Genomic DNA, 24,072 nt, shown 5'->3' with positions numbered 1-24,072 from the left:
GACGGTGTGCGAGGGCCGGACTCAAGGGGGGTGTGCGGGAGCCGGACTCAGGGGTGTGCGGGGCCCTTACGTGCGCGAGGGCCCCGGACTCCTGGGGTCAGCCGACGGTCCACTTCTGGTTGGCTGCCCCGGTGCACGTCCAGATCTGGAGCCGGGTGCCGTCGGCGGAGGAACCGCCCGTGGCGTCGAGGCACTTGTTCGCCCCGGTGTTGGTCAGGTCGCCGGCCTGGGTGTGGACCCACTTCTGTGCCCCGGTGCCGTTGCAGGTGTAGAGCTGGACGACCGCACCGTCCGCGGTGGAACCGCCCTGCACATCAAGGCATTTGCCGAGCGCACGCACCGTTCCGTCGGTGCTCAGGGTCCACTTCTGGGCGTCGACTCCGTTGCAGCCGTGCAGCTGGATCGGGGTGCCGTCGGCGTTCGAGGCGCCCGCGACGTCGACGCACATGCCGCCGATGCCCTTGATCGGGCCGGTCTTCCCGGTGCCGCCGCCGGAACCGTCGGAGGTGGAGACACGTACGTAGTCGACGGTCATGGTCTGCGGGAAGGCGGTGGAACCGTCCGGGCTACCCGGCCAGTTACCGCCGACGGCCAGGTTCAGGATGATGAAGAAGGGGTGGTCGAACACCCACTTGTTGCCGTTCAGATCGGCGGGCGTGCGGGTCTGATAGGTCTGACCGTCCACCGACCAGACGACGGCGTTCGGGCTCCAGTCGACCGCGAAGGTGTGGAAGTCGTCGGCGAAGGCCCTGCCGCCCGGCAGGCTGTACGAGGCGCCGATGCCGGCACCGCCGGAGTAGCCGGGGCCGTGGATGGTGCCGTGGACGGTGTTGGGCTCGTAGCCGACGTTCTCCATGATGTCGATCTCGCCGCTGTTCGGCCATCCCGCACTGCCGAGGTCGTCGCCGAGCATCCAGAAGGCCGGCCAGATGCCCTGACCGCGCGGGATCTTGATCCGGGCCTCGTAGCGGCCGTACGCCTGCGTGAAGGTCCTCGCGGTGTTCAGACGGGCCGAGGTGTACTGGCAGGCCCCGTACCAGCACTGGAGGCCGGAGCCGCTGCTCTTGCGAGCGGTGATGACCAGGTTCCCGTTGCCGTCCAGGGACGCGTTCTGGGTGCTGTTGGTGTAGTACTGCAGCTCGTTGTTGCCGTTGCCCGAACCTCCTGTCTCCAGGGTCCACTTCGAGGAGTCCGGCGCGCTGCCTGCGGCCCCGTTGAACTCGTCGGCCCACGTCTGCGCGGCGGCGGAGGCGGCGTTGGCCGGCGTGGCGGCGGGCCCGGTCGTGGTGATCAGGAGTGCGGCGGAGAGTGCGGCGGAGAGCAGGAGAACCATTCCGCCTAGTGACCATCTGCGTGCGCGATGTGCGGCCATGGGCTACGTACCTTTTCTGTGGGGAAGAGCAGGACGCGGAGCCGGCGGGGTATGTGCGGGAGCTCGTGCGGGAGCGTGTTCTGAGAGCGCTCTCGTCCTACGGTGTTCGCCGCCGACGGAGCCTGATGGTACGCAGATGCCTCGGCTCGGCCAACTGTGGTTTTAACGATGAAATCGCCCTGACCTGGCCTTACTTGAGAGAGCGTTACAGAGGCCGGATCGCTTAAGGCGCCTTTAATTCGGTCTTAAGCCCGAAGGCCCGGTTAGCCTCCCGTGGATGGGCTTCACGAACTTCGCACGCAAGGTCCGCGACTCCTCCCTGCCGTACGGGCACCGAGTGGTCTCGCTCCGCTCCTGCGTGCAGCTGTACCGGCCGATCGGCTTCGAGGCGACGGTGAGCTATCTCGCGCACGAGGCCGGCCCCTTCCGCACGGACGAGGATGCCCTGCTGCGAGCCCTGGACATGATCGGGACGAGCAGGGCCGCGTGGCAGCTGGAGTTGAGGGCGTACGCGGAGGAGCGGGCAGAGGCGAAACGGCGCGGGCTGCGCACCCCGGGCCTCCGTGAGCGCAATCCGAACAGTCCGGAGTACTGGTACGGCGCGAGGCGCGAGGCGGCGCTGCACGCCGTGGGCCACTGGCGCGTACGGCTGCGGAGCGCGGGGCGCACCGATGAACTGAGCCGCGCCCTGGATCGCTGTGCCGCCGACTGCCTGGAGGCGCACGGGGGTGCGGGAGAGCGGGAGCGGGCTCGCCTGGCAGCCTGCGCCGATGCACTGGCGCGGCATCTGGCGCCGCCCGCCCACCGGGATGACCCGGCCACGTATTTTCATCACCGGGATCTGCTGCGCGTGGTGAGGCTGATACGCATGGCGGACGAGAACTGACTTCGGACGACCAGGGGAGAACGGGCATGACCGACCACGCGGGAACGAGCGATGACGTCGGGAGCCTTCCGGGGCCGCTCGTCGGCGCCGACTGGCTGGCGGCGCGGATCGCGGCTGAGGGCCTCGTGGTCCTCGACGCCTCGGTGGGTGCGCACCGCGAGGCCGGGCGGCGGATTCCCGGGGCGCGGCGTTTCGACATCGACGGGGCGATGTCCGACGGCGCCGGGCCGCTGCCGCACATGATGCCCGGTGCCCGCCGTTTCACGGAGGAGATGCGCGCGCTCGGGGTCGACGACACGGACACCGTGGTCGTCTACGACGCTGCCGGGATCTACTCCAGTGCCCGCGCCTGGTGGATGCTGCGGGCCATGGGCTTCGACCGGGTCGCGGTGCTCGACGGCGGCCTGCCCGCGTGGACGGCGGCCGGGCTGCCGGTTGAAAACGCGCAGGAGGCGGGTGAGGCGGGGGGCCGGTCGCCCGGAGGTGCCGAGCGTGCCGGTGACTTCACCGCCCGCCCGCGCGACGGAATGCTCGTCGGCAGCGGTGCGGTGGCGGCCGCCCTGGCGGACCCGCGTTCCGCCGTCCTTGACGCGCGTTCCCGGGAGCGGTTCGCCGGTACGGGGGCCGAGCCGCGGCCGGGGCTCAGGCCGGGCCACATGCCGGGGGCGCTGAACCTGCCGTTCGGGGAGATCAAGCGCGACGGCCGGATGCTTCCCGCTCACGAACTGCGTTCCTCCTACGCGGCGTTGACGGGGGAACGGGAACGCCTGGTGGTCAGTTGCGGATCGGGCGTCACCGCCTGTGTCCTGGCGTTGGGCGCCGAACTCGCCGGGTACCGCGAGGTGTCCGTGTACGACGGTTCGTGGAGCGATTGGGGCCGGCCGTCGGAACTGCCGGTCGTGACGGGCGAGTAGAGCGGTTCCGCCGGGGACACCGGGTGCGGAATGAGTGCCGTGGACCGTGCGGCTGAGTACGTGCGCGCATGCCGCGGCAGGGCCGTCCCCCGCAAGGTGGAAGCCCGTATTCCGCAGTGTCGAGAGGTAGCCGCGCATGTTCCCCGCACCCCCCGCACCCTCCGCACCCGCCCGGCCCGTGGCCCGCCCCCGCCCCGCACGCACCCGACAGGTCGTCCTGGTCTCCCTCATCTGGTGCGTGCCCCTCGCCGCCCTGGGCGTCCTGGGCTTCCTGGTCCTGATGGCGGCGCTCTGGGGAGCGGCCTCCGGAGAGTCCCCCACGTCGTTCCTGCTGGGCGCGGCCGGTGCGCTCGCCGCGGGGGCTGCCCTGCTGACCGGCCTGTACCGCTCCCCTCCGCTGCGCCGCATGACCCCGATGGGCAGGCTGGCCCTGCTCGGTGCGGTGGTGTGGCCGTTCCCGGTGATCACGCTGGCGTACGGGCTCAACAGCTGAACGGCACCGGCTCACTCGCGGGCGCCCGCCGTCCCTGCCGGCCGGGTACGCATCGCGGCGAGCGCGGGCAGAACGGCGGAGACCGTCGCCAGTACGGCGCTCGCGGCCGCCACCGCTGCCGGCCCCGCCCAGGGCACGATCACCGGGGCGCTCACGGAGAGCAGTTCCAGTGCACCTTTGACGCCCAGCAGGTTCAGCCCGGCCACCGCGCCGCCCAGGACGGTGCCCACCGCCACCACCATCAGTGCCTCGGCCGCGACCAGTCCGACGACCTGTGCCTTCGTGGCGCCGGTCAGACGGAGCACGGCCAGATCGCGCATCCGGTCGGAGGTGGCCATGACCAGGGTGTTCGCCAGCGCGATACCCGTGTACAGAAGGGCGATCCCCAGGATCAGCAGCAGGCCCGCGCGGGTGTTCCCGCTGGTTCCCGGGTGGTGCGCAGCCATCCAGTCGTTCTTCGTGAGGACCGGGGTGCCGGTGGCCCGCCCGGTCTCCCCGAGCAGCGCGCCGACGGCTGAACGGTCCGCTCCGGCACGGAGTGTGATGTCGACACGGTCGACGGCTGCGCCCGCCGCGTTCTTCGGGGTCACGTACACGCCGTTGTTTCCCGTGCCGACCCGCAGTACCGCCGCGATACGCAGCGACACCTCTCTGCCGTCGCCCAGCCAGACGCTCACCCGGCGGCCGACGGTCCGGGTCGCCCATTCCTCGTTGACGACGATGGAGTCGTCGTCGAGGTCGCCGATGCGGCCGGAGACGAGAGGGAGGTGCGCGGTCGCGGCCAGGGCGGCCGGATCGACCGCCCTGGCGTCCGACCTGATGAGCGCGGTGCCCTCCTCCAGGACGGTGACGGACGTGGAACGGGAGGCGCTGCTCACGGCGTCGGGGATGCCCCGTACCCGCTGCACGAAGCGCGGGTCCAGCGGGCCGTCCCCGCCGGCCACGTAGTCGGCGCGGGTCTGCGCCGCCGTCTCGGCGGCCTTGGCCCCGTTGATCGTGGCCACGGTGCCCAGCAGCGAGGTGGCCAGGGCGACGGTGACGAGGACGGGTGCGGCGACCGCCGCGGTGCGGCGGACCGAGGTGGAGGTGTTCTGCCGGGCGAGCCAGCCCGTGGCGCCGGGGAGCCGGGCGGGCAGCCAGGTGAGCAGGCGTGTCAGGGGGCGCAGGAACAGGGGGGCGAGCAGGGCGAAGCCCACGATGAGCCACAGCGGCTGCAGGATGTACGTCTTCCGCTTCAGTACGTCACCCGGGTCGGTCGCCAGGGACCAGAAGATCAGTCCCAGACCGGTCAGCAGGACCGCCGCCCCCAGCAGCAGACGGCTCGGTGGCATCGGCCCGCTGTCCACAGCGGCTTCGCGGAGTGCTTCCACGGGCCGGACGCGTCCTGCCCGGTGCGAGGAGACGACCACTCCGGCGAGTGCCACGCCGAGGCCTGTCCAGAAGGCGGTGTGCAGCGGCCAGTTCGCGTCCCCGATGGCGAACCACGAGGGGGCGAGGCCCTCGTCGACGAGCCACGCGGCCAGCCGCGGCGCGGCTGCTTCGCCCAGCAGACAGCCCGCGGCTGCGGCCAGGACACCGATCACGCAGGCTTCGGCGACGACCATGCGCCGCACCTGCCCCGGGGTGGCTCCTGCGGTGCGGAGCAGCCCGAACTCCCTTCTGCGCTGGGCCACCGTGAAGGAGAACGTCGAGGCGACGACGAAGACCGAGACGAAGCCGGTGATGCCGGCCGCCGTTCCGAGCATCGCGTTGACGGCGGTCAGCGCCTCGGTGTCCCGGTCGGGATCGGGGTCGGCCCGGCGCCGGTCGTCGCCGGTGAGGACGCTCAGGCCGGGAACGGACCCGGTCAGCCCGCGTACGGCGTCGGCGTCGGCGTGCACCACCACGGCGTCGACGTCCGGGTGGATACGGGCGGCCTCGGCATCGCTGAAGAACACCGCGGTCTCGAAGCCGGCGTCCGCGACCGTGCCGACAACCGTCCGTGCCCGGGTGTGCCCGGGCGCGGTCACCCGGACGTGCTCGCCGATGCACGGGACCGTGGCGCCGCCCCCCGTCACGACGATCTCGTCGGCCGTCCGGGGAGCACGGCCCGCGGTGAGGCGGTACGGGGTGGCGGCGGCGATGGACCACGGGTGGCCGGTCAGGCTCTCCCCGGCGAGCTCCACCGGGAAGCTCCGGTCCTCGGCTGTACGGCCCAGACCGGTGAGCGCGGCGGCGAGACTCCTGGGCACGGGCCGGGGGTCGGAGAGCCGGGCGGTACGGTCCCCGACCGGCGTGGCGACCCGCAGGGTCTCCGAAGGGCGCACCACCACCGGGGCGGCGGCGAACCGTTCCGGGGCGCGCTCCGGGGCGTCGAACGTGGCCGCCAGTGCCAGGCCCGTCATGGCGATCAGGCCGACGCCCAGGGCGAGCGCGACGAAGGAACCGACGAACGTGACCCAGCGCGCCCGCATCGAGCGCAGTGCCAGGATCAGCACGGGATCACCGCCAGGGCGGTCATACGGGCGGCGACCTGTTCTGCCGTCGGGTCGTCCAGCTCGTCCCGTATCGAACCGTCGGCCAGGAACACCACCCGGTCCGCGTACGAGGCGGCCACCGGATCGTGCGTCACCATGATTACGGTCTGGCCGCCGTCGGCCATCGTCCGCAGCAGCGTCAGGACCTCCCGGCCGGTCTGCGAGTCGAGGGCGCCCGTCGGCTCGTCAGCGAAGAGCACCTCCGGGCGGGTGACCAACGCCCTGGCCAGCGCGACGCGTTGTTGCTGCCCGCCGGACAGCTCGCCGGGCCTGTGCCGGGCCCGGTCGCCCAGGCCGACCCGTTCCAGGACCGCGCGCACCTCGGTCCGTTCGGGCCTGCGGCCCGCCAGCCGGAGCGGGAGCGACACATTCTGCTCCGCGGTGAGCGCGGGCAGAAGATTGAAGGCCTGGAAGACGAAGCCGATCCGTTCGCGGCGCAGCAGTGTCAGCTTCCGCTCGTTCAGCCCGGTCAGGTCCGTGTCGCCGAGGAACACCCGGCCGGCCGTCGGACGGTCGAGTCCGGCCGTGCACTGGAGCAGCGTCGACTTCCCGGAACCGGACGGGCCCATGATCGCCGTGAAGGAGCCCCGGGGGATGGTCAGGCTGACCGCGTCGAGGGCGGTGACCGCCTCGGAGGGGTTACCGAAGGACCGGGTGACCGAGTCGAGCCGGACGGCAGTTGGCTGGTTCTTCATGGGGTCGAGTCAACCGGCGGCGCCCGGCGCGCACATCGCAGCGAGGAGGGGTCTGCGGGGTGGAGTCAGCTCCACCTCCGGCCCCCTGCCAGGCGGGTGGTGGCACCGGTCCCGCGCTGTCTACCGTGCGCTCATGAGCTCCCTCACCCTCCGGCAGGCCCTTCGGCAGCCCTGCTACCTTCTGGGCGGCCGGCCCTGGCGCGCGGCGCTCCACCTGCTGAGCAGCGTTCCGATCGGTGCCGCCCTCCTCGTGTCGGTCGTGCTGCTGGCGGCGGTGGGCAGCGCGCTGACCCTCGTACTCGTCGGCATCCCGCTCCTGCTGATGCTCGCCCTCATCGGCATTCCGGTGGCTGCGGTGGAACGGCGCAGGCTGCTGCTGATCGACCCCGTTCCCCTCGGCGATTCGCACCGTGCGCCTGAGGGCACCGGCCTGTCGGCCTGGCTGCGCACCCGGCTCCGGGAGCAGGCCACCTGGCGGGAGTTCGGGTATGTGCTGCTGTTCGCCTTCGTGCTGTGGCCCCTGGAGGGGCTGGTGGCAGGCGCTGTTTTGGCCCTCTGCGGCGGGCTGTTGGCGACGCCCGTCGTCATGGCCACCGTCACCGGCGGGGACGAGGTGCGGGTCATGAAGCTGTGGCTGGCCGATTCGTACCCCCAGGCGTTCGCGCTGGCGCTCCTCGGGCTGGTGCTGCTGCCGCTGTTCGCCTACCCGCTGGGGTGGGCTGCCGTGGCGCGCGCCGCGCTGACCCGGGCCCTGCTGTCCGCGGGGCCGGGCGGACTCGACAGCCGCCTGGAGGAATTGGGGCGCTCCCGGATGCGGCTCGTCGACGCCTTCGAGGCGGAGCGCCGCCGGATCGAACGCGATCTGCACGACGGTGCCCAGCAGCGGCTCGTCGCCCTCTCGATGACGCTCGGCCTGGCCAGGCTCGAAGCTCCCGCCGAGCCGCTGGGCAGCCTGCTGGCCAAGGCGCACGAGGAGGCAGGGGTGGCCCTTGTGGAGATCAGGGAACTCATCCGGGGCATCCACCCCCAGGTGCTCACCGACCGGGGCCTGGCCGCCGCGATCGAGGACATCGCCGACCGCTCGGCCCTGCCGGTCGATGTGGACTTCGAGATTCCGGGCAGGCTTCCGCAACCGGTGGAGACCGCCGTGTACTTCGCGGTCTGCGAGGCACTGGCGAATGTGGCCAAGCACAGCGGGGCGAGCCGGGCACGGGTGACGGGCCGGACCGACGGGGAACGGCTGACCGTCGAGGTCCGGGACGACGGAACCGGTGGGGCCGGGACCGCGGGGGGCAGCGGCCTTCAGGGCGTGGCCGACCGTATCTCCGTGGTGGGCGGTCAGCTGCTAATCTCCAGCCCGCCCGGCGGGCCGACGGTGTTCCGGCTGGACGCCCCCTGTTCCCCCGCCCACCTGGTCGAATGAGGGTCTGATGCTGCGTATCGTGCTGGCCGAGGACAGTGTGCTCCTCAGGGAGGGCCTCATCGGTCTGCTGGAGCGGTTCGGCCATCAGGTGGTTGCGGGTGCCGGCAGCGCCGACGAGCTCACCGAGGCCGTCACCGCGCACACCCCGGACATCGTGGTGACGGACGTACGGATGCCACCGGGCTTCACCGACGAAGGGCTCAGAGCCGCGGTCGCCCTGCGGGAGACCCGTCCGCACCTGCCGGTCCTCGTCCTCAGCCAGTACGTCCAGCGGGCCTACGCCGAGGAGTTGCTCGACTCCTGCGACGGCCGGGGCGTGGGCTATCTGCTGAAGGAGCGCGTCGGGAACGTCGAGGAGTTCGTCGATGCCCTCCAGCGGGTCGCGGACGGCGGCACCGTCGTCGACCCGGAGGTGGTGCGGCAGCTGCTCAGGCACCGCCGCGACCCGCTGTCCAGGCTCACCGCGCGGGAGCAGGAGGTGCTGGCCCTGATGGCCGAGGGCCGGTCGAACGCTTCGGTCGCCGAGGCGCTGAGTGTCAGCGAAGGCACGGTCAGCAAGCACTTCGGCTCGATCCTGACCAAACTGGATCTCTCACTGACGGACGCGACGAACCGTCGCGTGCTGGCGGTGCTGGCCTATCTCCGGGACCGTCCCTAGAACCGCTCGTTCCGGATCCCGGCGACGACGGCCGGGGCCCCGTCAGCCCGCGAGCGCCGAGACCAGTTCAGCCGCCTCGTCCAGGACCGCCGACTCCCGCGCGGTGAGCCGAGGATCCGCCGCGCGCCGGGCGGTGGCACGGGCCAGGGCGCCTGAGGGGACACCGCCGTCGTCCGCGAGCCGGGCCAGCATCGTCGTGAGCAGGACCCGGACGCGCTCACCGGCGAACGACGGGTCGAGCGACACCTGGGCCAGGATCAGGGAGGACATCGCCCGGTCCAGGGCGGGCGGTCCCTCGCAGGCCGTGCTCCAGTCGATCACCACGGCGCCCTGCGGGGTCAGCATCACGTTCTCCGGATGCAGATCCAGGTGGAGGATCCGGTCCTCGGGATCCTGGGAGAGCCGCGGCGGGATCGCGTGCAGGTCCCGCAGGAGCCGGGCCAGCAACTCGCCTCCCTCGGCCTCGGTGAGCGTGCCCGCCAGCAGCGCCTCGGCCATGGTCGGGCCGGTCAGCCGCTGCAGGACCAGGTCCGTGGGCAGCGCCGGGTCGGACGGCGGTCCGATACGAGGGACCGGGAACCCGGAGGCCGACAGGTATGACATCACTGCCAGTTCCGCGGTGGCGTCGGCGCCGTCACGGTAGCGGCGCAGGACCCAGGACTCGTCGAGTGCGTACACATCGGCGGTGCGTCCTGAGCCCAGCAGATGGCCTATGTGCATGAGGGAAACCTACCCGGGCCGCCGCGCGAGGGGGAGTCACCAGCGCATACGGACGTCCTCGGCCCAGCCGAGCAGCTGTGTCACGGCGATCTCGGTGCCGTCGTCGGTCCGGACCCGGCCGTCGTAGTGGCCGAAGCACTGGTCGGTGCGGTTGGCGATCAATCCGACGTCCGTGCGGGTGGACCGGTTGTGGAACGGGGTGAACGTCAGATCGACCTGGCGGGACGACTTCGTACGGACGGTCCAGGGGGCGAGGGGATCGGCGGTGGACCAGCGCCAGTCCAGCTCCTCGCCGATCTTGGTGAGCCGGCCGTCGACGCACAGGCCGTTCTCGGTGGAAACCGTCCCCGCCGTCCAGCGGCCGCCGAACTGGAGACCCAGCGTGCGCCCGTCCGTACGGCCGGACGCGGCACCCCAGTTCCAGTCGACCGCGCGCGGCCAGCGCCCCCGGCCGTGGTCCAGGACGGCCCAGGTGTCGTTGTCGGCCGCGTTCTTCGTCCGGGAGGCGCCGAACTCCAGGATCTCGGAGCCGATGCGGACCCGGCCCGCGGCAGGGAGCGCGGTGTGCTTGGAGGTGTACTGGAAGCGCTGTTCGCTCCACGGCACGACGACGGAGAGCGATTCGTGCCCCGCCGGGCGCGAGACGAGGATGTCGGCCTCCAGCGGCAGCCGGTCGCGGGTCAGGCAGCGGGCCCGCAGCCGGGTGCCGGCGTTCTCGTCGCGGAGCTCGATCCGCACCTTGCCGCCGCTCGGCCGTGCGGGTCCGACGACCACGTCCTCGGAGCCCGGTGCACCCGCGACGGTGTCCGGCAGATGGACGCCACGGCCGGCGGGGACGATCGAAGAACACTCGAACTCGCGGCCCCGGGGCCCGTACTCCAGGACATAGACCGCGTTCAGCGCCAGGAAGTCGAGGTCGCTCACGGTCAGTGCCACCAGGTGGGTGGGCGTGGTCACGCACCAGTACTCCCACCGCTTGGTCCGGCCCCAGCCACGCAGATTGGCCCGGTGCAGCGGCTGCCTGGACCAGCCGATCGCTGCCGGATTCAGCTTGCCGTCGGGCAGGCAGAGGTCGACGGGCTCGGTGATCTCGTGCTCGTGCGTCGCCATGGGCGGAGCCTATAGCGGGCGCCGGACCGTACTCCGGTACGGCTCGGGACACGTCGGGGAACGGTTCGGGACACGTCCGCGCACGGCTCCGAGCGCGTCCGGGTGCGGCTCTTGGGCGCGCTCGCGGGCACCCCATAACGCGATGGGAGGGGGCGGACGGGATCTCCTCGGCAGACGTGTGGCGCGGCTACGTTTCCGGCAGTTCCCCACCCCCGCAGTGCCCCGTGGCCGGGGGCTCGACATCCCTTACCCCAAGGAGAGTTACGTGGAGAGAACCATGCTCCGCAGACGCGCACTCGCCGCAGGTACCGCCGCCCTGACGGTGGGCGCGCTCGCCCTCGCAGGCCTGACCGCTGTCGCATCGGCGGACCCGGCCGGCGCCGCCGCCCGGGCCGCGGCGCCCGGCACGCTCCCGCCCGGGCTGACCGAGGCCCTGCAGCGCGACCTCGGCCTCGCCGCCGGCGAGGCAGCCGCCCGGACAGGCAACGAGTACCGGGCGGCGGTCACCGCCGCGGGGCTGGAGAAGTCCCTCGGCGCCAGCTTCGCCGGAGCCCGGGTGAGCGGTGACGGCGCCACTCTCGTCGTCGCCACCACAGACGCCTCCGAAGCCGCCCGGATCTCCGGGGCCGGCGCCCATGCCGAAGTCGTCGGCCACAGCCTGGACCGGCTCGAAGCAGCCAAGGCAGCCCTCGACGACGCGGCTCGGAACACCACCCCCGAGGGCGTGCCGTCCTGGTACGTCGACGTGCGCACCAACCGGGTCGTCGTCAACGCGGCGGACACCTCCGCGGCGGACACCTTCCTCGCCGCCGCAGGGGTGTCCCGTTCGGTGGTGAAGGTCAACCGGTCCGGCGAACAGCCCCGCGCCCTCGCCGACCTGCGCGGCGGCGACGCGTACTACATGAACGGCTCGGGCCGCTGTTCCATAGGCTTCCCGGTCAAGCGCGGCACACAGAACGGATTCGTCACCGCCGGGCACTGCGGCAGGGCCGGAACAACGACCACCGGCGTCAACCAGCAGGCCCAGGGCTCCTTCCAGGCATCCACCTTCCCCGGCCGGGACTACGCCTGGGTCGCCACCAACGCCAACTGGACCCCGCGCGCCCTGGTCAACGGATACGGCCGGGGGGACGTGACCGTCGCCGGTTCCACCGAGATGCTCGAAGGCTCCTCGGTCTGCCGCTCCGGATCGACGACCGGCTGGCACTGCGGCACGATCCAGCAGCGCAACACCAGCGTCACCTACCCCGAGGGAACCATCTCCCCGGTGACCCGGACCAGCGTGTGCGCCGAACCCGGAGACTCCGGAGGCTCGTTCATCTCCGGCAGCCAGGCCCAGGGGGTCACGTCAGGCGGCTCCGGGAACTGCTCCTCGGGCGGCACGACGTACTTCCAGCCGGTCAACGCCGCGCTCCAGGTCTACGGGCTGACCCTGATGACCAGCGGCACGCCGACGGACCCGCCCACCGACCCGACGGACCCGCCGACCGAGCCGGGCGGCACCTGGGCGGCAGGCACGACGTACGCGGCCGGCGCCACGGTCACGTACGGCGGTGCCGGCTACCGCTGCCTGCAGGGCCACCGGGCCCAGACGGGGTGGCAGCCGCCGAACGTGCCCGCCCTCTGGCAGCGCCTCTGATCCCGGGCCACCGCACCCGGCCTCTCGCCTTCCCCGTTCCGCTTCCCCCTTCCGAGGAACTCCGAGGACCCAGCCATGACTCCAGAAGCCCTCGACGGCACTCCCGACGGCACTCCCGGCGACCGCCGGATCAGCCGCAAGAGCCTCCTGAAAGCGGCCGTTGCCGCGAGCGCGGCCCCACTGATCGCGGGCGGTGGTGTCGCTCTCGCCCGTGACACGGGTTCCGCGGGGAGCCCTTCGGCCCTCACTCCGGCCTGCGACGACGGCGACGACCCGACCCCGCCGCAGATGGAGGGCCCGTACTTCAAGCCCGACTCACCGCTCCGTACCGTCCTGGTGACCCCGGGCACCGCGGGTACCCGTCTCACGGTGAGCGGTTACGTCTTCGGCCGGGCCTGCAGGCCGGTCGCCGGAGTGCTGCTCGATTTCTGGCAGGCCGACGCCAACGGGGCGTACGACATGCGGGGATTCGCCTTCCGTGGCCACCAGTTCACCGGTAGGGACGGCTCCTTCACGCTGACCACCGTGGTGGCGGGCCTGTATCCGGGACGTACCCGGCACATCCACGTGAAGGCCCAGGCGCCCGGCAGGTCCGTTCTGACGACCCAGCTGTACTTTCCCGGTGAGCCTCGCAACACCACGGATCCCCTCTACGATCCTGCGCTGCTGATGAACGTCCGCGCCGTCGGATCCGGGAAGCAGGGCACGTTCGACTTCGTAGTCGATGTCGACCAGCAGCCGGATCCGACCGATCCGCCGACGGGCCCGCCGACCGGCTCCCCGGGCGGTACGTGGGCGGTCGGGACCTCCTACCGCGCCGGGGACGGCGTCACCCACGGCGGTGTGGCCTATCGCTGCCTCCAGGCACACTCGGCCATGGCCGGGTGGGAACCGCCGCGGGTCCCCGCGCTGTGGGAACGCGGGTAGATACGCGGCAGGGGCCAGGACCGGGATCCCGGTCCTGGCCTTCCGGCTTCCCTGCACCGGGAACGGCCACAGGCCTGGCGGGAAACGGCCACCGGTGAGGCAGAAACGGCCACCGGCCCGGCGGGAACGGCCGCTACTTGGCGTCGGAGTACCGCTCGACGACAGCCGTCGTGAACGGGAAGCGCACCGGCGTCTCACCGAACGCGATCCGTCCGGCCAGCTCCCCGGCCGCCCGGATCGCGTCCACCACCCCGGGCGCCTCGTCGGCAGGGCAGTGCACGATCACCTCGTCGTGCTGGAAGAACACCAGCTCGGCCCGCAGGTGACCGGCGGCCAGCGTCTGCCGCAGCGCTGCCAGGAGCAGCAGTGCCCAGTCCGCGGCGCTGCCCTGGACGACGAAATTGCGCGTGAAGCGGCCCCGGGCCCGGGTGTTCGACGACGCGTACCCCGGGACGAACCCGTACTCCCCGGAGCTCTCCCCGGCCGACGGGTCCTCGCTCTCCTGCGGGATGCCCGCCTCCTCGTCCTCGCCCGCCCCCGCCGCCGGCGGGCTCGTCCGGCCCAGCCACGTACGGACGAGGCGGCCCTCCTCACCCGCCTTCGCGGCGTCGTCGACATAGGCGACGGCGTGCGGGAACCGTCGCCGCAGTGCCGCCAGGTTCTTGAGGCCGTCGCCGGAGGTCTGACCGTAGACGGCGCTCAGCAGCGCGAGCTTGGCGTGCTCGCGGTCGCCCTGGAACGCCCGGTCGGACAGGGCTTTGTAGAGGTCTCCGTCGTGGCCGGCCACCTCCATCAGCCCCGGGTCGCGGGAGATCGCGGCCAGCACCCGCGGCTCCATCTGGTCGGCGTCCGCCACGACCAGGCGCCAGCCCTCGTCGGCGACGACTGCCTGCCGTATCACCTTGGGGATCTGCAGGGCCCCGCCGCCGTTGGTCGTCCAGCGCCCGCTGACGGTGCCGCCCGGCTGGTACTCGGGGCGGAAGCGTCCTTCGCGGACCCAGTCCTGGAGCCAGCTCCAGCCGTGGGCCGTCCAGATGCGGTACAGCTTCTTGTACTGGATCAGCGGCTCGACCGCCGGGTGGTTCAGCTCCTCGAGCTCCCAGCGCCGGGTCGACTTCACCTTGATCCCGGCCTGCGCGAAGGCCTTCACCACATCGGCGGGCAGATCGGGGCGCACCCGTCTGCCGAACGCGGCCGACACCTCCTCCGCCAGCTCGGCCAGCCTGCGGGGCTCGCCGCCGCCCGCGTAGCGGTCGCCCAGAAGGCCGTGGAGCACCTCCCGGTGCACGTCGGCCCGCCAGGGGAGCCCGGACCGGTTCATCTCGGCGGCGACCAGCATTCCGGCCGACTCGGAGGCCGTGAGCAGCCGCATCCTGTCGGGATGCTCCGTCGCGTCGTGGCGGCGCAGCTGCTCCGCGTAGACCTGGAGCAGCGCCTCGAACGGCACGTCCGTACCGGACTGCGGCTCGAAGAGTGAGGACTGGGAACCGGGCTCCGCGGAGCGGGCCGGCGGATCCGGCGGTACTGCGGCATTCCGCAGCCGGGCCCAGGCGGCTGCGGCGGAGCGGGGTTCCCCGAGCCGCCCCTCGTGGCCGAGCAGGAGCAGCTCGGCACATTCCATGTCGTAACAGCGCTCGACGCGCACGCCCGCCGCGAGCAGCCTGGGGTAGATCTCCGCGGTCGACCGCCAGACCCAGCGGAACACCTGGGGGCGGGAGCGGACGGACTCGACGAGGTCGGGCTCGGACACGACCGGTCCGGCGGGCAGGCCGTCGCGCTCCAGCGGCACCAGGAGGGCGGCGCCCCCCTCCGCGGTGGCCAGGGCCCAACGTTCGGTCATGGTCCGAGTCTGGCACCCGGCACTGACATCGACAGGGGTCCGGCGGACCCGCCTCGCCGGGCGGGCGCGGGGGGCAGCCGCGAGTATCGGTGGGGGACGCGCTGCGTGTCCCGGTGCGCGGCGAAGTGCGGAGGAGACAGGTGATGGAAGCGATCGTGTACGAGGAGTTCGGCGGCCCGGAGGTACTGCGCCTCGTCCGGACCGACGACGTCCACGCGGGACCCGGGCAGATCCGGGTGGCGGTCAGGGCTGCCGGGGTCAACCCGGTCGACTACAAGATCCGCAACGGATGGATGGAGGCGGCGTTCCCCACCCCGCTGCCCGCCACACCCGGCAGTGAGTTCGCCGGAGTCGTCGACGAGACGGGTGAGGGCGTCACGGGCTTCTCGGCCGGCGACGAGGTCTTCGGCCGGAGCGCCACCGGCGCGTACGCCGCCCACGTCCTGGCCGATGCGGACGCCGTCGCGCTCAAGCCGGAGGGGCTGGGCTGGGAGGAGGCCGCGGCCCTGCCGGTGGCGACAGCGACCGCGGCCCGGGTCCTGGACGAGCTCGCGGTGACCGAGGGCGACACCCTGTTGGTGCACGGAGCGGCCGGAGCGGTGGGTTCCGCCGGGGTGCAGCTGGCCGCGTCCCGGGGCGCCACGGTCATCGGGACGGCATCGCCAGCCAATCACGACTACCTGCGGGTGCTCGGCGCGATCCCGGTGGAGTACGGGGACGGGCTCGTGGAACGGGTCCGCTCGGTCGCCCCGCAGGGCGTGGACGCGGTCTTCGACGCGGCGGGCAAGGGTGCGCTGGCCGCCTCGGTCGAGCTGCGCGGCGGTACGACCGACCGGATCGTCACCATCGCCGACGCGGACGCGGCGAAGTACGGCGTGGCCTTCTCGGCGGGCGGCGGCGGCCGTCCGGACGAGGCCGAACGGCTGGCGGAGTACGCAGAACTGGCCGCGGTCGGGGAGCTGCGGATCCCGGTCGCGCAGACGTTCGCGCTCCGTGACGCGGCGAGGGCGCACGAGCTGAGCGAGGCGGGTCACGTACGCGGAAAGCTCGTGCTGCTTCCCGGGGCGCACTGAGAGCCGCGGCGCCCCTGCACCGCCCGTCCCGCCCGGCCCCGGCCGCCCCGTCGCGCCTACCCTGACCTGATGGAACCGGTGATCGACCAGGCATGCGCGCAAGCCCTCTACTCGGACGGTGACGCCGGACTCGACGCCGGGGCATCCCTCCTCGCCGCCGATCCGTCGGCCGACGACGCGCTGCACCTCCGCGGCGAGGACTTCCTGCGGCGCGCCTGGGCGCGGGGCTGGCAGCCCGCCGATGTCGTACGGATCGTCCGGCGCGAGCTGGACGAGTCCGGGGCCGGGCTCGCCGCCGCGCTGATCACCGCGGAGACGGCGCGCTACGGACAGCTTCCGCCGCGCTGGGCGGACCAGCTCGCCGGGCTGCCCGCCCCGGCACCGCGCAACCGGCCCGACCGCTTCACGTACGCCTCCGGGCTGCTGGAGCTCTACCGCCTCCTCCTGACGCTGCCGGTGATCGAGCCGGTGGGCCCGCCGCCCGGCACCGCTGCCGACGACCTTCACCGGCCGGCCGCCCACGGCGAACCCCGGATGCTCACCCGGATCCGCGCACTGCTCGCCAAGGCGGAGGCGACCGGCTTCCCGGAGGAGGCGGAGGCGCTCACCACCAAGGCGCAGGAACTGATGGCCCGGCACAGCATCGACGAGGCCCTGCTCGCCGCCCGTACCCACAGCTCCGGTACGCCGGGAGCCTGCCGGATCGGGGTCGATGCCCCGTACGAGAGCGCGAAGGCGATCCTGCTGGACTCGATCGCCTCCGCGAACCGCTGCCGGGCCGTGTGGAACAGCGATCTCGGCTTCACCACGGTCGTCGGCTTCGAGCCGGACCTGGAAGCCGTGGAACTGCTCTTCACCTCCTTGCTGGTGCAGGGCACGGCCGCGATGACGAAGGCGGAGGCCGGGCAGAGGGCAGGCGGGCGCAAGCGGACCAAGACCTTCAGGCAGTCCTTCCTGATGGCGTACGCCCAGCGTCTGGGCAGCCGGCTCGCCGACGACACCGCACGCGTCACGGCGGCCGCAGACGCCGGCAGCCGAGGGGCAAGGGAGGCCGGCGACGTCTCCGGTGGTCTGTTGCCGGTGCTGGCGGCCCGGGACGTCGCGGTCACGGACACGGCCGAGCGGATGTTCCCGCGGACCACCACCGCCCGGGTGCGCGGCGTCACGGACGCCGAGGGCTGGACCCACGGGACAGCGGCAGCGGACCGGGCCAGGATGGGCGACAGAGAGACCGAAATCGACCGGTAGCACCGTTGGGGCGGAATAAGTCGGGCTTGCGGGGGAATGCGGTTAGGCTCGCCCTCATGAGCTGGCTCCGGGCGCTGAAGGAGACCGCTCGCTCGGGGCTGAGTATCGAGCGGCAGCGTCTCGAACCGCTGATCGCTCTGCGTGGTGCCGCGGGCCTCGCCCTCGTCGTCGGGCTGTCCCTCGCCTTCTTCGGCCCGGTGATCGCGGCCAGTTCCGCCTTCGGGGCCTTCCAGGCGGCGATCGCCACTTTCGAGCGCAGCTGGCGCCCCCGGCCCGTGCTCGCCCTGATCTCCGGCAGCAGCCTGGCCGTGTCGACGTTCGTCGGTTACGTCAGCATCACGCAGCCCGCCGTGTTCCTGGTCCTGCTGGCGCTCTGGACGTTCGCCGCCGGGATGACCTGGGCCGTGGGCCCCACGGCCGGCATCCTCGCGGGATCCAACGTCGCGATCATGCTGGTCACGATCACTCTCCCCGGCTCCGTCGCCGAAGCCGCCGCGCACGCCGCGATGATGGCGTTCGGGGGGCTGGTCCAGGCGGCCCTGATCGTGCTGTTCCCGGTACGCAGATGGGGCGCCCAGCGCGACGCGCTCGCCGACGCGCTCGCCGCCGAGGCCGACTACGCCCGCAGGCTGCGCCACGACCCGGTCGCGCCCTTCGACCCCGTACCGCTGATGACCGCCCGCAGCGCTGCCGCCATCACCCCGCGTGAGGCCCGTCGGCTTCCCGTCGAACTGCACGGCGCCCGAGGCGTCGCCGAGCGGCTGCGGCCGGTCCTCGCCTCACTGGCGGACCCGGCACTGGGAGTGCCCGGCGACGGGCTGGAACGGGTCTGGGTGCGGGAGCTGCTGGGCGCGGCCGGATCCGTACTGGACGCGGCGGCCCAAGCGGTCCGGCACGGGGAGCCCGTCCACCTCGCCGCCACCGACCTGGGGGTCCTGGGGACCCCCGACAACGAGGTGATCCTGGCCGGGCCGCCGCGCCGCGCCGCCGACCGGCTCGACGCACTGCTCGCGGACGTCATCGAGATCGCCGAGGGCGCCGGCACCCGCGAGCCGGCCGGGCACGCCGCGGACACCCGGCGCCGCCAGAGCCTGCTGCGGCTCGTCCCGGTGGCGCTGACGGCGATGCGCAGCGAGCTGCGCAGGGAGTCGCCGGTCCTGCGGCACGCCGTCAGGCTCTCGGCGGTCGCCACCCTCGGCTTCCTGCTGGGCGCCGCACTGCCCTTCGGGCACGGCTACTGGGTGCCGTTGGCAGCAGTGATGGCCATGCGCCCGGACTTCTCGCAGACCTACTCCCGGTCCGTCGCCCGGTTCGGCGGCACCGTCGTCGGAGTGGCCCTCGCCACCGGCCTCGTCCAGGCGGTCGAGCCGGGCGTGACGCTCGCCGCCGTCCTCGCGGTGATCTGCGCGTGGCTGATGTACCTGCTGATGCGCAGCGGATACGCGGTCGCCCAGGCCTGCGTCTCCGCCTATGTCGTCTTCCTGCTCGGAATGGCGGGGGAGGACTGGTCGCAGACCGTCACCGAACGGGTGGTCCTCACGCTCGCCGGAGGCATGCTCGCGATGATCTCGTACGCCGTCTATCCGGCCTGGGAGACCCCGCGGCTGCGCAACCGGCTGGCCCGCTGGCTGATCACGGACGCGCGGTACGCGGCGACCGTCCTCGACGGGTACGCCGATCCGGCGGCCCGGAGCGACACCGATGTGCGCAACGCGCTGCTCGCCACCCGTGAGGCGCGCGTTGCGTGGCAGGAGGCGCTGGCGACCGCCCGGCACGAACCCGTGCGCCACCGCGGCATCTCACGCCTCTCCGCCGACGAGGCCCAGCACGCGCTCGCCCAGTTCGGCCGGGTCACGATGCTGCTGGAGGCCCATCTGCCGGCCGCCACGGCCATGCCGGTACCGGGGGCGGCGGACCTGGCGGCCACACTGCGGCGGGTCAGCGAACAGGGCGCGAAGGCGGTGCGGGAGCGCCGTGTGCCGGACTGGGAACCGGTGCGCCAGGTGCTCGCGGGCTGGGACAGGCCGGAGGGCCACCCGGAGGCGGTGCCGCCGCCCAACGCTTTCGTACGCAGCGGGGCCGCCATGCTGCTCGACGCCCTGGAGGAGTTCGCGCGGGGCCTGGACCTCCCCAAGGGCAAGCGCAGGGTCTGAGGGCCGGCCGGGCGACGTCCGACCGGGCGGCCGAAGCCGCCCGACAGGATGCGGGGCCGGCGGTGCGTCAGGGGGCGGGGACGTCCGGCAGTCCGGTCGGCAGCTTGCCGGGATCGGTCTTCGTCAGGGTGTCCTTGGCTCCGGTGTCCCAGGAGACGACGAGCGTCTTGCCGTCGTTGGACTCGATGGACCCCATGGTGCGGTCCTTGTTCCCGTCGGTGCACGTCAGTGCGAGCATCACCTCGCCCATGTCCTTCACGTCGCCCTGGCAGACATGCTGGTCGGCGACGAGCGCCACCTTGCCCGAGGCGACGGACAGGGCGACGGCCTTGCCGTCGGACAGGCCGGCCCATGTGCCGTCCAGCGCAGCCGCCTCGGCGCCCGGGGTGCCGCTGTCCTCGCTGCCGGCGCCGGGTGTCGCACTCTGCCCGGCATCGGATCCGGCGCCGGACTCCTTCCCCTTGTCGCTGTCGTCCCCGCTGCCGCACGCGGTCAGCGTGAGAGCGGCGACGAGGCCGGCGGCGAGGACGGCGCCGGAACGTACGAGCCTGTCCATGTGGAGTTCCCCCTTGTTGATTCGCGGTCAAAAGTCCGCGCCAAGCTACCAGGGGAGAAGGGAACAACTTCCGGAAGAGGGAGCCAAATAGGCGTGCCGTTCGTCTCTCTCTCAGCAGGGGCACACCGGTCGGCCGGAAAAGCTGTAATCGCGTGCACACCCCCCGTGCACGTGCATCTGCTCATGCATTGGCATATGAACAGAGCTATGATCCGAGCTAGTTGACACTTGCACCTTGCAACTCGGGGAGCGTCCTGTGCACCACGTGTACAACGGCATGGCGGCCACAGAGCTTCGCGGAGTCGTCTGGCAGAAGAGCAGACACAGCAACTCCCAGGGGTCCTGCGTGGAGTTCGCGAAACTGCCCGGCGGGAATGTGGCGATGCGCAACTCGCGCCACCCCGACGGGCCCGCACTCGTCTATACGCCGGCCGAGATAGAGGCGCTGCTGCTGGGCGTCAAGGACGGGGAGTTCGACCATCTGGCGACGGGCGGCTGAAAAACTCGCTCCGCCGCCCTGCCTACACGCTGTCGGGAATTGCCTCGGCCGGCACCGCGCTGCCGAGGAGCGGGCACTCCGGAACCGCACCGTCCGCCGCGGTCCTGTCCGACAGGCGGAACAGTGCCCAGACCACCTTGCCGCGGCGCGCGTCCGCCGTCTGCTGCTCGCCGGCCAGTACGGGGGAGGGGTGCCAGCCCCAGCCGTCGCTGAACGACTCCACCAGGAAGAGACCCCGGCCCGATTCGGCCGAGTCGGCGGCCTCGCCCGCCACCGGGCTCCTGTCGCTGGGATCGCGCACCGCGCACACCAGCCGTGAGGTCCAGCGCATCAGATGCAGCCGCACGGACGAGTCCTGGCTCTCACGCGCGAGGTCGGCGGGAAGGGCGTGCCGCAGCGCGTTGGTGACCAGCTCGGAGACGACCAGGGCGACATCGTCGAACCGGTCGCCGAGATCCCATGAGGTCAGAGTCGTACGGGTGAACTTCCGCGCGCCGCCCACCGCTTCGAACCGGGCCGGCAGCGCGCAGGAGGCCGAACCCGCGACCGCCGAGGGGTCGATGGGTGGAAGCCCCTGCCGTAACGGCTCGAGCATCGTCGATCCATTCGTCCCCATGCGAGGCACTCCCGGGATTCGCGGCTGTAGCGGCACTGCTGGTTGCAGCGGTACTGCGGGGTACAGCGGCACAACACGAACGAGCACGCAGGTGCGCGAGGACCATGGTTCCGAATGCGCACGGCAGATGCAAGGGCAGATGCACGTGCACGCGCCGGACCTGCCCGGTAGCGTGCCGGTTCTGACTCATTTCTTCCGGCATCAAGTTTCGGAGCTTTCCGGAACTCTTGCCATTTCCGTAATCGAATGAGTACGGGCTGAAGCGTTTTGGTGGCAGAATCCGGCTCCGGGGTTCGGGGGGACCCCGGAGTCCGGGAAGCGATGGGGAGGGTTGGACCAGTGCCGGCAGGCGAGTCGAGTGGATCTGTGGTGCGGCGCATCCTCCTGGGCTCACAGCTCAGGCGCCTGCGCGAGTCGCGCGGCATCACCCGTGAGGCGGCCGGCTACTCCATCCGCGCCTCCGAATCGAAGATCAGCCGCATGGAGTTGGGACGGGTGAGCTTCAAGGCCAGGGACGTCGAGGACCTGCTCACGCTGTACGGAGTCACGGACGAGGCGGAGCGGGACTCCCTCCTCGGCCTGGCCCGTGAGGCCAATGTGGCGGGCTGGTGGCACAGTTACGGCGATGTGCTGCCCGGCTGGTTCCAGACGTATATCGGTCTGGAGGGGGCGGCCTCGCTCATCCGGATCTACGAAGTCCAGTTCGTCCACGGCCTGTTGCAGACCGAGGCGTACGCCCATGCTGTCGTCTCGCGCGGCATGCGCGGCGCTCCCGCGGCGGAGATCGACCGTCGGGTCGCGCTGCGACTGGCGCGTCAGAAGGTGCTCGTCTCCGAGCGGGCGCCACGGTTCCACGCGGTGCTCGACGAGGCGGCGCTGCGCCGTCCCTACGGTGAGCGCGACGTGATGCGCGCCCAGTTGCGGCATCTGATCGACATGTCGGAACAGCCGAACATCACGCTTCAGGTGATGCCCTTCAGTTTCGGCGGCCATGCGGGCGAGAGCGGCGCATTCACCATGCTGAGCTTTCCGGAATCCGACCTGTCGGACATTGTCTATTTGGAACAGCTGACAAGTGCGCTCTATCTGGACAAGGCCGAGGAAGTCGCCCAGTACGAAAAGGCCATGGCCCGGCTCCACGAGGAGAGCCCGGGGCCCGAAGAGAGCCGGGATCTCCTTCGCGGTCTCCTTCAACTGACGTGATTCGCACGTACGATGAGCTACCGACAGGAGTCTGCGCCTGCAGTAAGGGATTGCATGTCCTTCTTCAATGAACTGGCCCACCAGTACATCGACGGCGAGTGGCTGACCGGCAGCGGCTCGTGGGACATCATCGATTTCAATCCCTACAACGGCGAAAAGCTCGGTGCCATCACGGTGGCCACCGCGGCGGAGGTCGACCGGGCCTACCGCGCTGCCGAGCGTGCCCAGACCGAGTGGGCGGCGACCACGGCGTACGAGCGCAGGGCCGTTCTCGAAAACGCCGTACGCCTGGTGGGCGAGCGCAGGGACGACATCGTCGAGGCGATCATCGACGAGCTCGGCGGCACGCGGTTCAAGGCCGAGTACGAGGTCGGTGCCGCCCAGGAGTTCCTGCGTGAGGCGGTCTGTCAGACGCTCCGCCCCGCGGCGCGGCTGCTGCCCTCGGTCGCCGACAGCAAGGAGAACCGGGTCTACCGGCTGCCTGTCGGTGTCATAGGTGTGATCAGCGCCTTCAACTTCCCCTTCCTGGTGACGATGAAGACGGTCGCCCCCGCTCTCGCGCTGGGCAACGCGGTGGTGGTGAAGCCCCACCAGAACGCCCCGGTCGTCGGCGGAGGGCTGGTCGCCAAGATCTTCGAGGACGCCGGGCTGCCGGCCGGGCTGCTCAACGTCGTGATCACCGACAGTGCGGAGATCGGCGACGCGTTCATCGAGCACCCCGTACCCAAGGTGATCTCGTTCTCCGGCTCGGACCGCGTGGGACGCCATGTCGCGGCCACCGCAGCCGGGCTCTTCAAGAAGACCATCCTCGAACTGAGCGGCAACAGCGCCCTGGTGGTGCTGGAGGACGCGGACATCGACCACGCGGTCCGGGCGGCCGTCTTCAGCCGCTTCCTGTACCAGGGGCAGGTCAGCATGGCCGCCAACCGCATCCTGGTCGACCGGTCGGTCGAGGGGGAGTTCACCGAGCGGTTCACCGCGGCGGTCGCCGCGCTCACGACGGGAGACCCGCGCGACCCGGACACCCGGATCGGCCCGGTCGTCAGCGAGTTCCAGGCCGACGCGCTCAGGGCGCTGGTCGACGAGGCGCTCGCGGCGGGAGCGACCGCGCTCGTACGGGGCCGCACTCGCGGCAGTCTCGTCGAGCCCACCGTGCTGTCCGGTCTGCCGGACGACTCGCCACTGCTCGAGCAGGAGATATACGGTCCGGTCGCGCTGCTCGTACCGTTCGACGGCGAGGACGAGGCCGTACGGATCGTCAACGACAGTCCCTACGGTCTGAGCGGCGCGGTGCACACGGCGGACGCGGAGCGCGGGGTGCGGTTCGCCCGGCGCATCGCGAGCGGGATGTTCCACGTCAACGACGCCACCGTGCAGGACGATCCGCTGGTCGCGTTCGGGGGCGAGAAGATGTCCGGCATGGGGCGGCTGAACGGAGAGGCCGCGGTGGAGGCCTTCACCACCCAGAGGTGGATCTCGATCCAGCACGGGCGAACGGTTTTTCCCTTCTGACACCCGCGGGTTGGGGTCG

General features: G+C 71.9%; 21 protein-coding genes. 13 read left to right on the top strand and 8 right to left on the bottom strand.

Going from position 1 to position 24,072, the window contains the following annotated elements:
* Positions 1–97: 97 nt before the first annotated feature.
* A complete protein-coding gene (locus ABZS61_RS05790) occupies positions 98–1,372 on the bottom strand; it encodes a family 16 glycosylhydrolase (RefSeq protein WP_356416679.1) in 1,275 nt (424 codons plus the stop codon).
* Positions 1,373–1,649: 277 nt separating this feature from the next.
* Between ABZS61_RS05790 and ABZS61_RS05785 the strand changes: the two genes are divergently transcribed.
* The 3 genes from ABZS61_RS05785 (at position 1,650) to ABZS61_RS05775 (ending at position 3,665) form a co-directional block, all read left to right on the top strand.
* The gene (locus ABZS61_RS05785; protein ID WP_356416677.1) at positions 1,650–2,258 is read left to right on the top strand and encodes a hypothetical protein; all 609 of its coding nucleotides are present in this window, start codon (positions 1,650–1,652) and stop codon (positions 2,256–2,258) included.
* 26 nt (positions 2,259–2,284) lie between these two features.
* Positions 2,285–3,172 carry a sulfurtransferase gene (locus ABZS61_RS05780; RefSeq protein WP_356416675.1) on the top strand — a complete coding sequence of 296 codons (888 nt, stop codon included), beginning with the start codon at positions 2,285–2,287 and terminating at the stop codon, positions 3,170–3,172.
* A gap of 136 nt (positions 3,173–3,308) precedes the next feature.
* Entirely contained in the window at positions 3,309–3,665 is a 357-nt protein-coding gene (locus ABZS61_RS05775; protein ID WP_356416673.1) for a hypothetical protein, read from the top strand.
* A gap of 11 nt (positions 3,666–3,676) precedes the next feature.
* On the opposite strand, the gene ABZS61_RS05770 is transcribed toward ABZS61_RS05775, so the two are convergent.
* Both ABZS61_RS05770 and ABZS61_RS05765 read right to left on the bottom strand, forming a co-directional pair.
* On the bottom strand, positions 3,677–6,142 hold the full coding sequence (locus ABZS61_RS05770; RefSeq protein WP_356416669.1) for an ABC transporter permease: 2,466 nt from the start codon (positions 6,140–6,142) through the stop codon (positions 3,677–3,679).
* Positions 6,136–6,876, bottom strand: coding sequence for an ABC transporter ATP-binding protein (locus ABZS61_RS05765; protein ID WP_356416667.1), 741 nt, complete (start codon positions 6,874–6,876; stop codon positions 6,136–6,138). Before ABZS61_RS05765 ends, ABZS61_RS05770 begins: the two co-directional genes overlap by 7 nt.
* A 133-nt stretch (positions 6,877–7,009) precedes the next feature.
* Here ABZS61_RS05765 and ABZS61_RS05760 point away from each other — a divergent pair, with 133 nt between their 5' ends.
* Entirely contained in the window at positions 7,010–8,299 is a 1,290-nt protein-coding gene (locus tag ABZS61_RS05760; RefSeq protein WP_356416664.1) for a sensor domain-containing protein, read from the top strand.
* A 7-nt stretch (positions 8,300–8,306) separates the two neighbouring features.
* Positions 8,307–8,957: a response regulator transcription factor gene (locus ABZS61_RS05755; RefSeq protein WP_356416661.1), complete on the top strand. Its 651-nt coding sequence runs from the start codon at positions 8,307–8,309 to the stop codon at positions 8,955–8,957.
* Between the two features lie 42 nt (positions 8,958–8,999).
* Here the strand turns inward: ABZS61_RS05755 and ABZS61_RS05750 are convergent, their stop codons facing one another.
* Together ABZS61_RS05750 and ABZS61_RS05745 are read right to left on the bottom strand one after the other, a co-directional pair.
* On the bottom strand, positions 9,000–9,677 hold the full coding sequence (locus ABZS61_RS05750; protein ID WP_356416658.1) for an aminoglycoside phosphotransferase family protein: 678 nt from the start codon (positions 9,675–9,677) through the stop codon (positions 9,000–9,002).
* A 36-nt stretch (positions 9,678–9,713) separates the two neighbouring features.
* Complete coding sequence (locus ABZS61_RS05745) at positions 9,714–10,787, bottom strand: DUF2804 domain-containing protein (protein ID WP_356416656.1); 1,074 nt, start codon at positions 10,785–10,787, stop codon at positions 9,714–9,716.
* A gap of 265 nt (positions 10,788–11,052) precedes the next feature.
* Here ABZS61_RS05745 and ABZS61_RS05740 point away from each other — a divergent pair, with 265 nt between their 5' ends.
* Both ABZS61_RS05740 and ABZS61_RS05735 read left to right on the top strand, forming a co-directional pair.
* A complete protein-coding gene (locus tag ABZS61_RS05740; protein WP_356416654.1) occupies positions 11,053–12,426 on the top strand; it encodes an alpha-lytic protease prodomain-containing protein in 1,374 nt (457 codons plus the stop codon).
* A gap of 75 nt (positions 12,427–12,501) precedes the next feature.
* On the top strand, positions 12,502–13,353 hold the full coding sequence (locus ABZS61_RS05735) for a carbohydrate-binding protein (RefSeq protein ID WP_356416651.1): 852 nt from the start codon (positions 12,502–12,504) through the stop codon (positions 13,351–13,353).
* Between the two features lie 133 nt (positions 13,354–13,486).
* On the opposite strand, the gene ABZS61_RS05730 is transcribed toward ABZS61_RS05735, so the two are convergent.
* Positions 13,487–15,193, bottom strand: a complete 1,707-nt coding sequence (locus ABZS61_RS05730) for a bifunctional 3'-5' exonuclease/DNA polymerase (RefSeq protein ID WP_356416648.1) — start codon at positions 15,191–15,193, stop codon at positions 13,487–13,489.
* Between the two features lie 143 nt (positions 15,194–15,336).
* Between ABZS61_RS05730 and ABZS61_RS05725 the strand changes: the two genes are divergently transcribed.
* From ABZS61_RS05725 to ABZS61_RS05715, 3 genes are all read left to right on the top strand, one after another.
* A complete protein-coding gene (locus ABZS61_RS05725; protein WP_356416645.1) occupies positions 15,337–16,266 on the top strand; it encodes an NADP-dependent oxidoreductase in 930 nt (309 codons plus the stop codon).
* A 69-nt stretch (positions 16,267–16,335) separates the two neighbouring features.
* Positions 16,336–17,514, top strand: a complete 1,179-nt coding sequence (locus tag ABZS61_RS05720) for a DUF2786 domain-containing protein (protein WP_356416643.1) — start codon at positions 16,336–16,338, stop codon at positions 17,512–17,514.
* Between the two features lie 56 nt (positions 17,515–17,570).
* Positions 17,571–19,667, top strand: a complete 2,097-nt coding sequence (locus ABZS61_RS05715) for an FUSC family protein (RefSeq protein ID WP_356416641.1) — start codon at positions 17,571–17,573, stop codon at positions 19,665–19,667.
* 67 nt (positions 19,668–19,734) lie between these two features.
* Here ABZS61_RS05715 and ABZS61_RS05710 read toward each other — a convergent pair whose 3' ends face one another.
* On the bottom strand, positions 19,735–20,223 hold the full coding sequence (locus ABZS61_RS05710) for a hypothetical protein (protein ID WP_356416638.1): 489 nt from the start codon (positions 20,221–20,223) through the stop codon (positions 19,735–19,737).
* Between the two features lie 256 nt (positions 20,224–20,479).
* Here ABZS61_RS05710 and ABZS61_RS05705 point away from each other — a divergent pair, with 256 nt between their 5' ends.
* A complete protein-coding gene (locus ABZS61_RS05705) occupies positions 20,480–20,722 on the top strand; it encodes a DUF397 domain-containing protein (RefSeq protein WP_056793446.1) in 243 nt (80 codons plus the stop codon).
* A gap of 22 nt (positions 20,723–20,744) precedes the next feature.
* Here the strand turns inward: ABZS61_RS05705 and ABZS61_RS05700 are convergent, their stop codons facing one another.
* Positions 20,745–21,317 carry an ATP-binding protein gene (locus ABZS61_RS05700; protein WP_356416634.1) on the bottom strand — a complete coding sequence of 191 codons (573 nt, stop codon included), beginning with the start codon at positions 21,315–21,317 and terminating at the stop codon, positions 20,745–20,747.
* A gap of 342 nt (positions 21,318–21,659) precedes the next feature.
* Here ABZS61_RS05700 and ABZS61_RS05695 point away from each other — a divergent pair, with 342 nt between their 5' ends.
* Entirely contained in the window at positions 21,660–22,541 is an 882-nt protein-coding gene (locus tag ABZS61_RS05695; RefSeq protein WP_356416631.1) for a helix-turn-helix transcriptional regulator, read from the top strand.
* 54 nt (positions 22,542–22,595) lie between these two features.
* Entirely contained in the window at positions 22,596–24,053 is a 1,458-nt protein-coding gene (locus tag ABZS61_RS05690) for an aldehyde dehydrogenase family protein (protein WP_356416628.1), read from the top strand.
* Positions 24,054–24,072 lie beyond the last annotated feature (19 nt).

Origin of the sequence: Streptomyces sp. NPDC005566 (genome assembly GCF_040605575.1) — a bacterium.
Taxonomy (GTDB): domain Bacteria; phylum Actinomycetota; class Actinomycetes; order Streptomycetales; family Streptomycetaceae; genus Streptomyces.
The sequence above is the reverse complement of the archived record's forward strand: the minus strand, read 5'-3'. Positions and strand labels throughout refer to the sequence as shown.

Bases quoted from the DNA above. Each gene is read 5' to 3' on its own strand.
- ABZS61_RS05780 (WP_356416675.1), top strand. From the start codon at position 2,285: ATGACCGACCACGCGGGAACGAGCGATGACGTCGGGAGCCTTCCGGGG.
- ABZS61_RS05745 (WP_356416656.1), bottom strand. From the start codon at position 10,787: ATGGCGACGCACGAGCACGAGATCACCGAGCCCGTCGACCTCTGCCTG.
- ABZS61_RS05760 (WP_356416664.1), top strand. From the start codon at position 7,010: ATGAGCTCCCTCACCCTCCGGCAGGCCCTTCGGCAGCCCTGCTACCTT.
- ABZS61_RS05765 (WP_356416667.1), bottom strand. From the start codon at position 6,876: ATGAAGAACCAGCCAACTGCCGTCCGGCTCGACTCGGTCACCCGGTCC.
- ABZS61_RS05725 (WP_356416645.1), top strand. From the start codon at position 15,337: ATGGAAGCGATCGTGTACGAGGAGTTCGGCGGCCCGGAGGTACTGCGC.
- ABZS61_RS05735 (WP_356416651.1), top strand. From the start codon at position 12,502: ATGACTCCAGAAGCCCTCGACGGCACTCCCGACGGCACTCCCGGCGAC.
- ABZS61_RS05755 (WP_356416661.1), top strand. From the start codon at position 8,307: ATGCTGCGTATCGTGCTGGCCGAGGACAGTGTGCTCCTCAGGGAGGGC.
- ABZS61_RS05730 (WP_356416648.1), bottom strand. From the start codon at position 15,193: ATGACCGAACGTTGGGCCCTGGCCACCGCGGAGGGGGGCGCCGCCCTC.
- ABZS61_RS05785 (WP_356416677.1), top strand. From the start codon at position 1,650: ATGGGCTTCACGAACTTCGCACGCAAGGTCCGCGACTCCTCCCTGCCG.
- ABZS61_RS05720 (WP_356416643.1), top strand. From the start codon at position 16,336: ATGGAACCGGTGATCGACCAGGCATGCGCGCAAGCCCTCTACTCGGAC.
- ABZS61_RS05700 (WP_356416634.1), bottom strand. From the start codon at position 21,317: ATGCTCGAGCCGTTACGGCAGGGGCTTCCACCCATCGACCCCTCGGCG.
- ABZS61_RS05775 (WP_356416673.1), top strand. From the start codon at position 3,309: ATGTTCCCCGCACCCCCCGCACCCTCCGCACCCGCCCGGCCCGTGGCC.
- ABZS61_RS05710 (WP_356416638.1), bottom strand. From the start codon at position 20,223: ATGGACAGGCTCGTACGTTCCGGCGCCGTCCTCGCCGCCGGCCTCGTC.
- ABZS61_RS05715 (WP_356416641.1), top strand. From the start codon at position 17,571: ATGAGCTGGCTCCGGGCGCTGAAGGAGACCGCTCGCTCGGGGCTGAGT.
- ABZS61_RS05695 (WP_356416631.1), top strand. From the start codon at position 21,660: ATGGGGAGGGTTGGACCAGTGCCGGCAGGCGAGTCGAGTGGATCTGTG.
- ABZS61_RS05790 (WP_356416679.1), bottom strand. From the start codon at position 1,372: ATGGCCGCACATCGCGCACGCAGATGGTCACTAGGCGGAATGGTTCTC.
- ABZS61_RS05750 (WP_356416658.1), bottom strand. From the start codon at position 9,677: ATGCACATAGGCCATCTGCTGGGCTCAGGACGCACCGCCGATGTGTAC.
- ABZS61_RS05690 (WP_356416628.1), top strand. From the start codon at position 22,596: ATGTCCTTCTTCAATGAACTGGCCCACCAGTACATCGACGGCGAGTGG.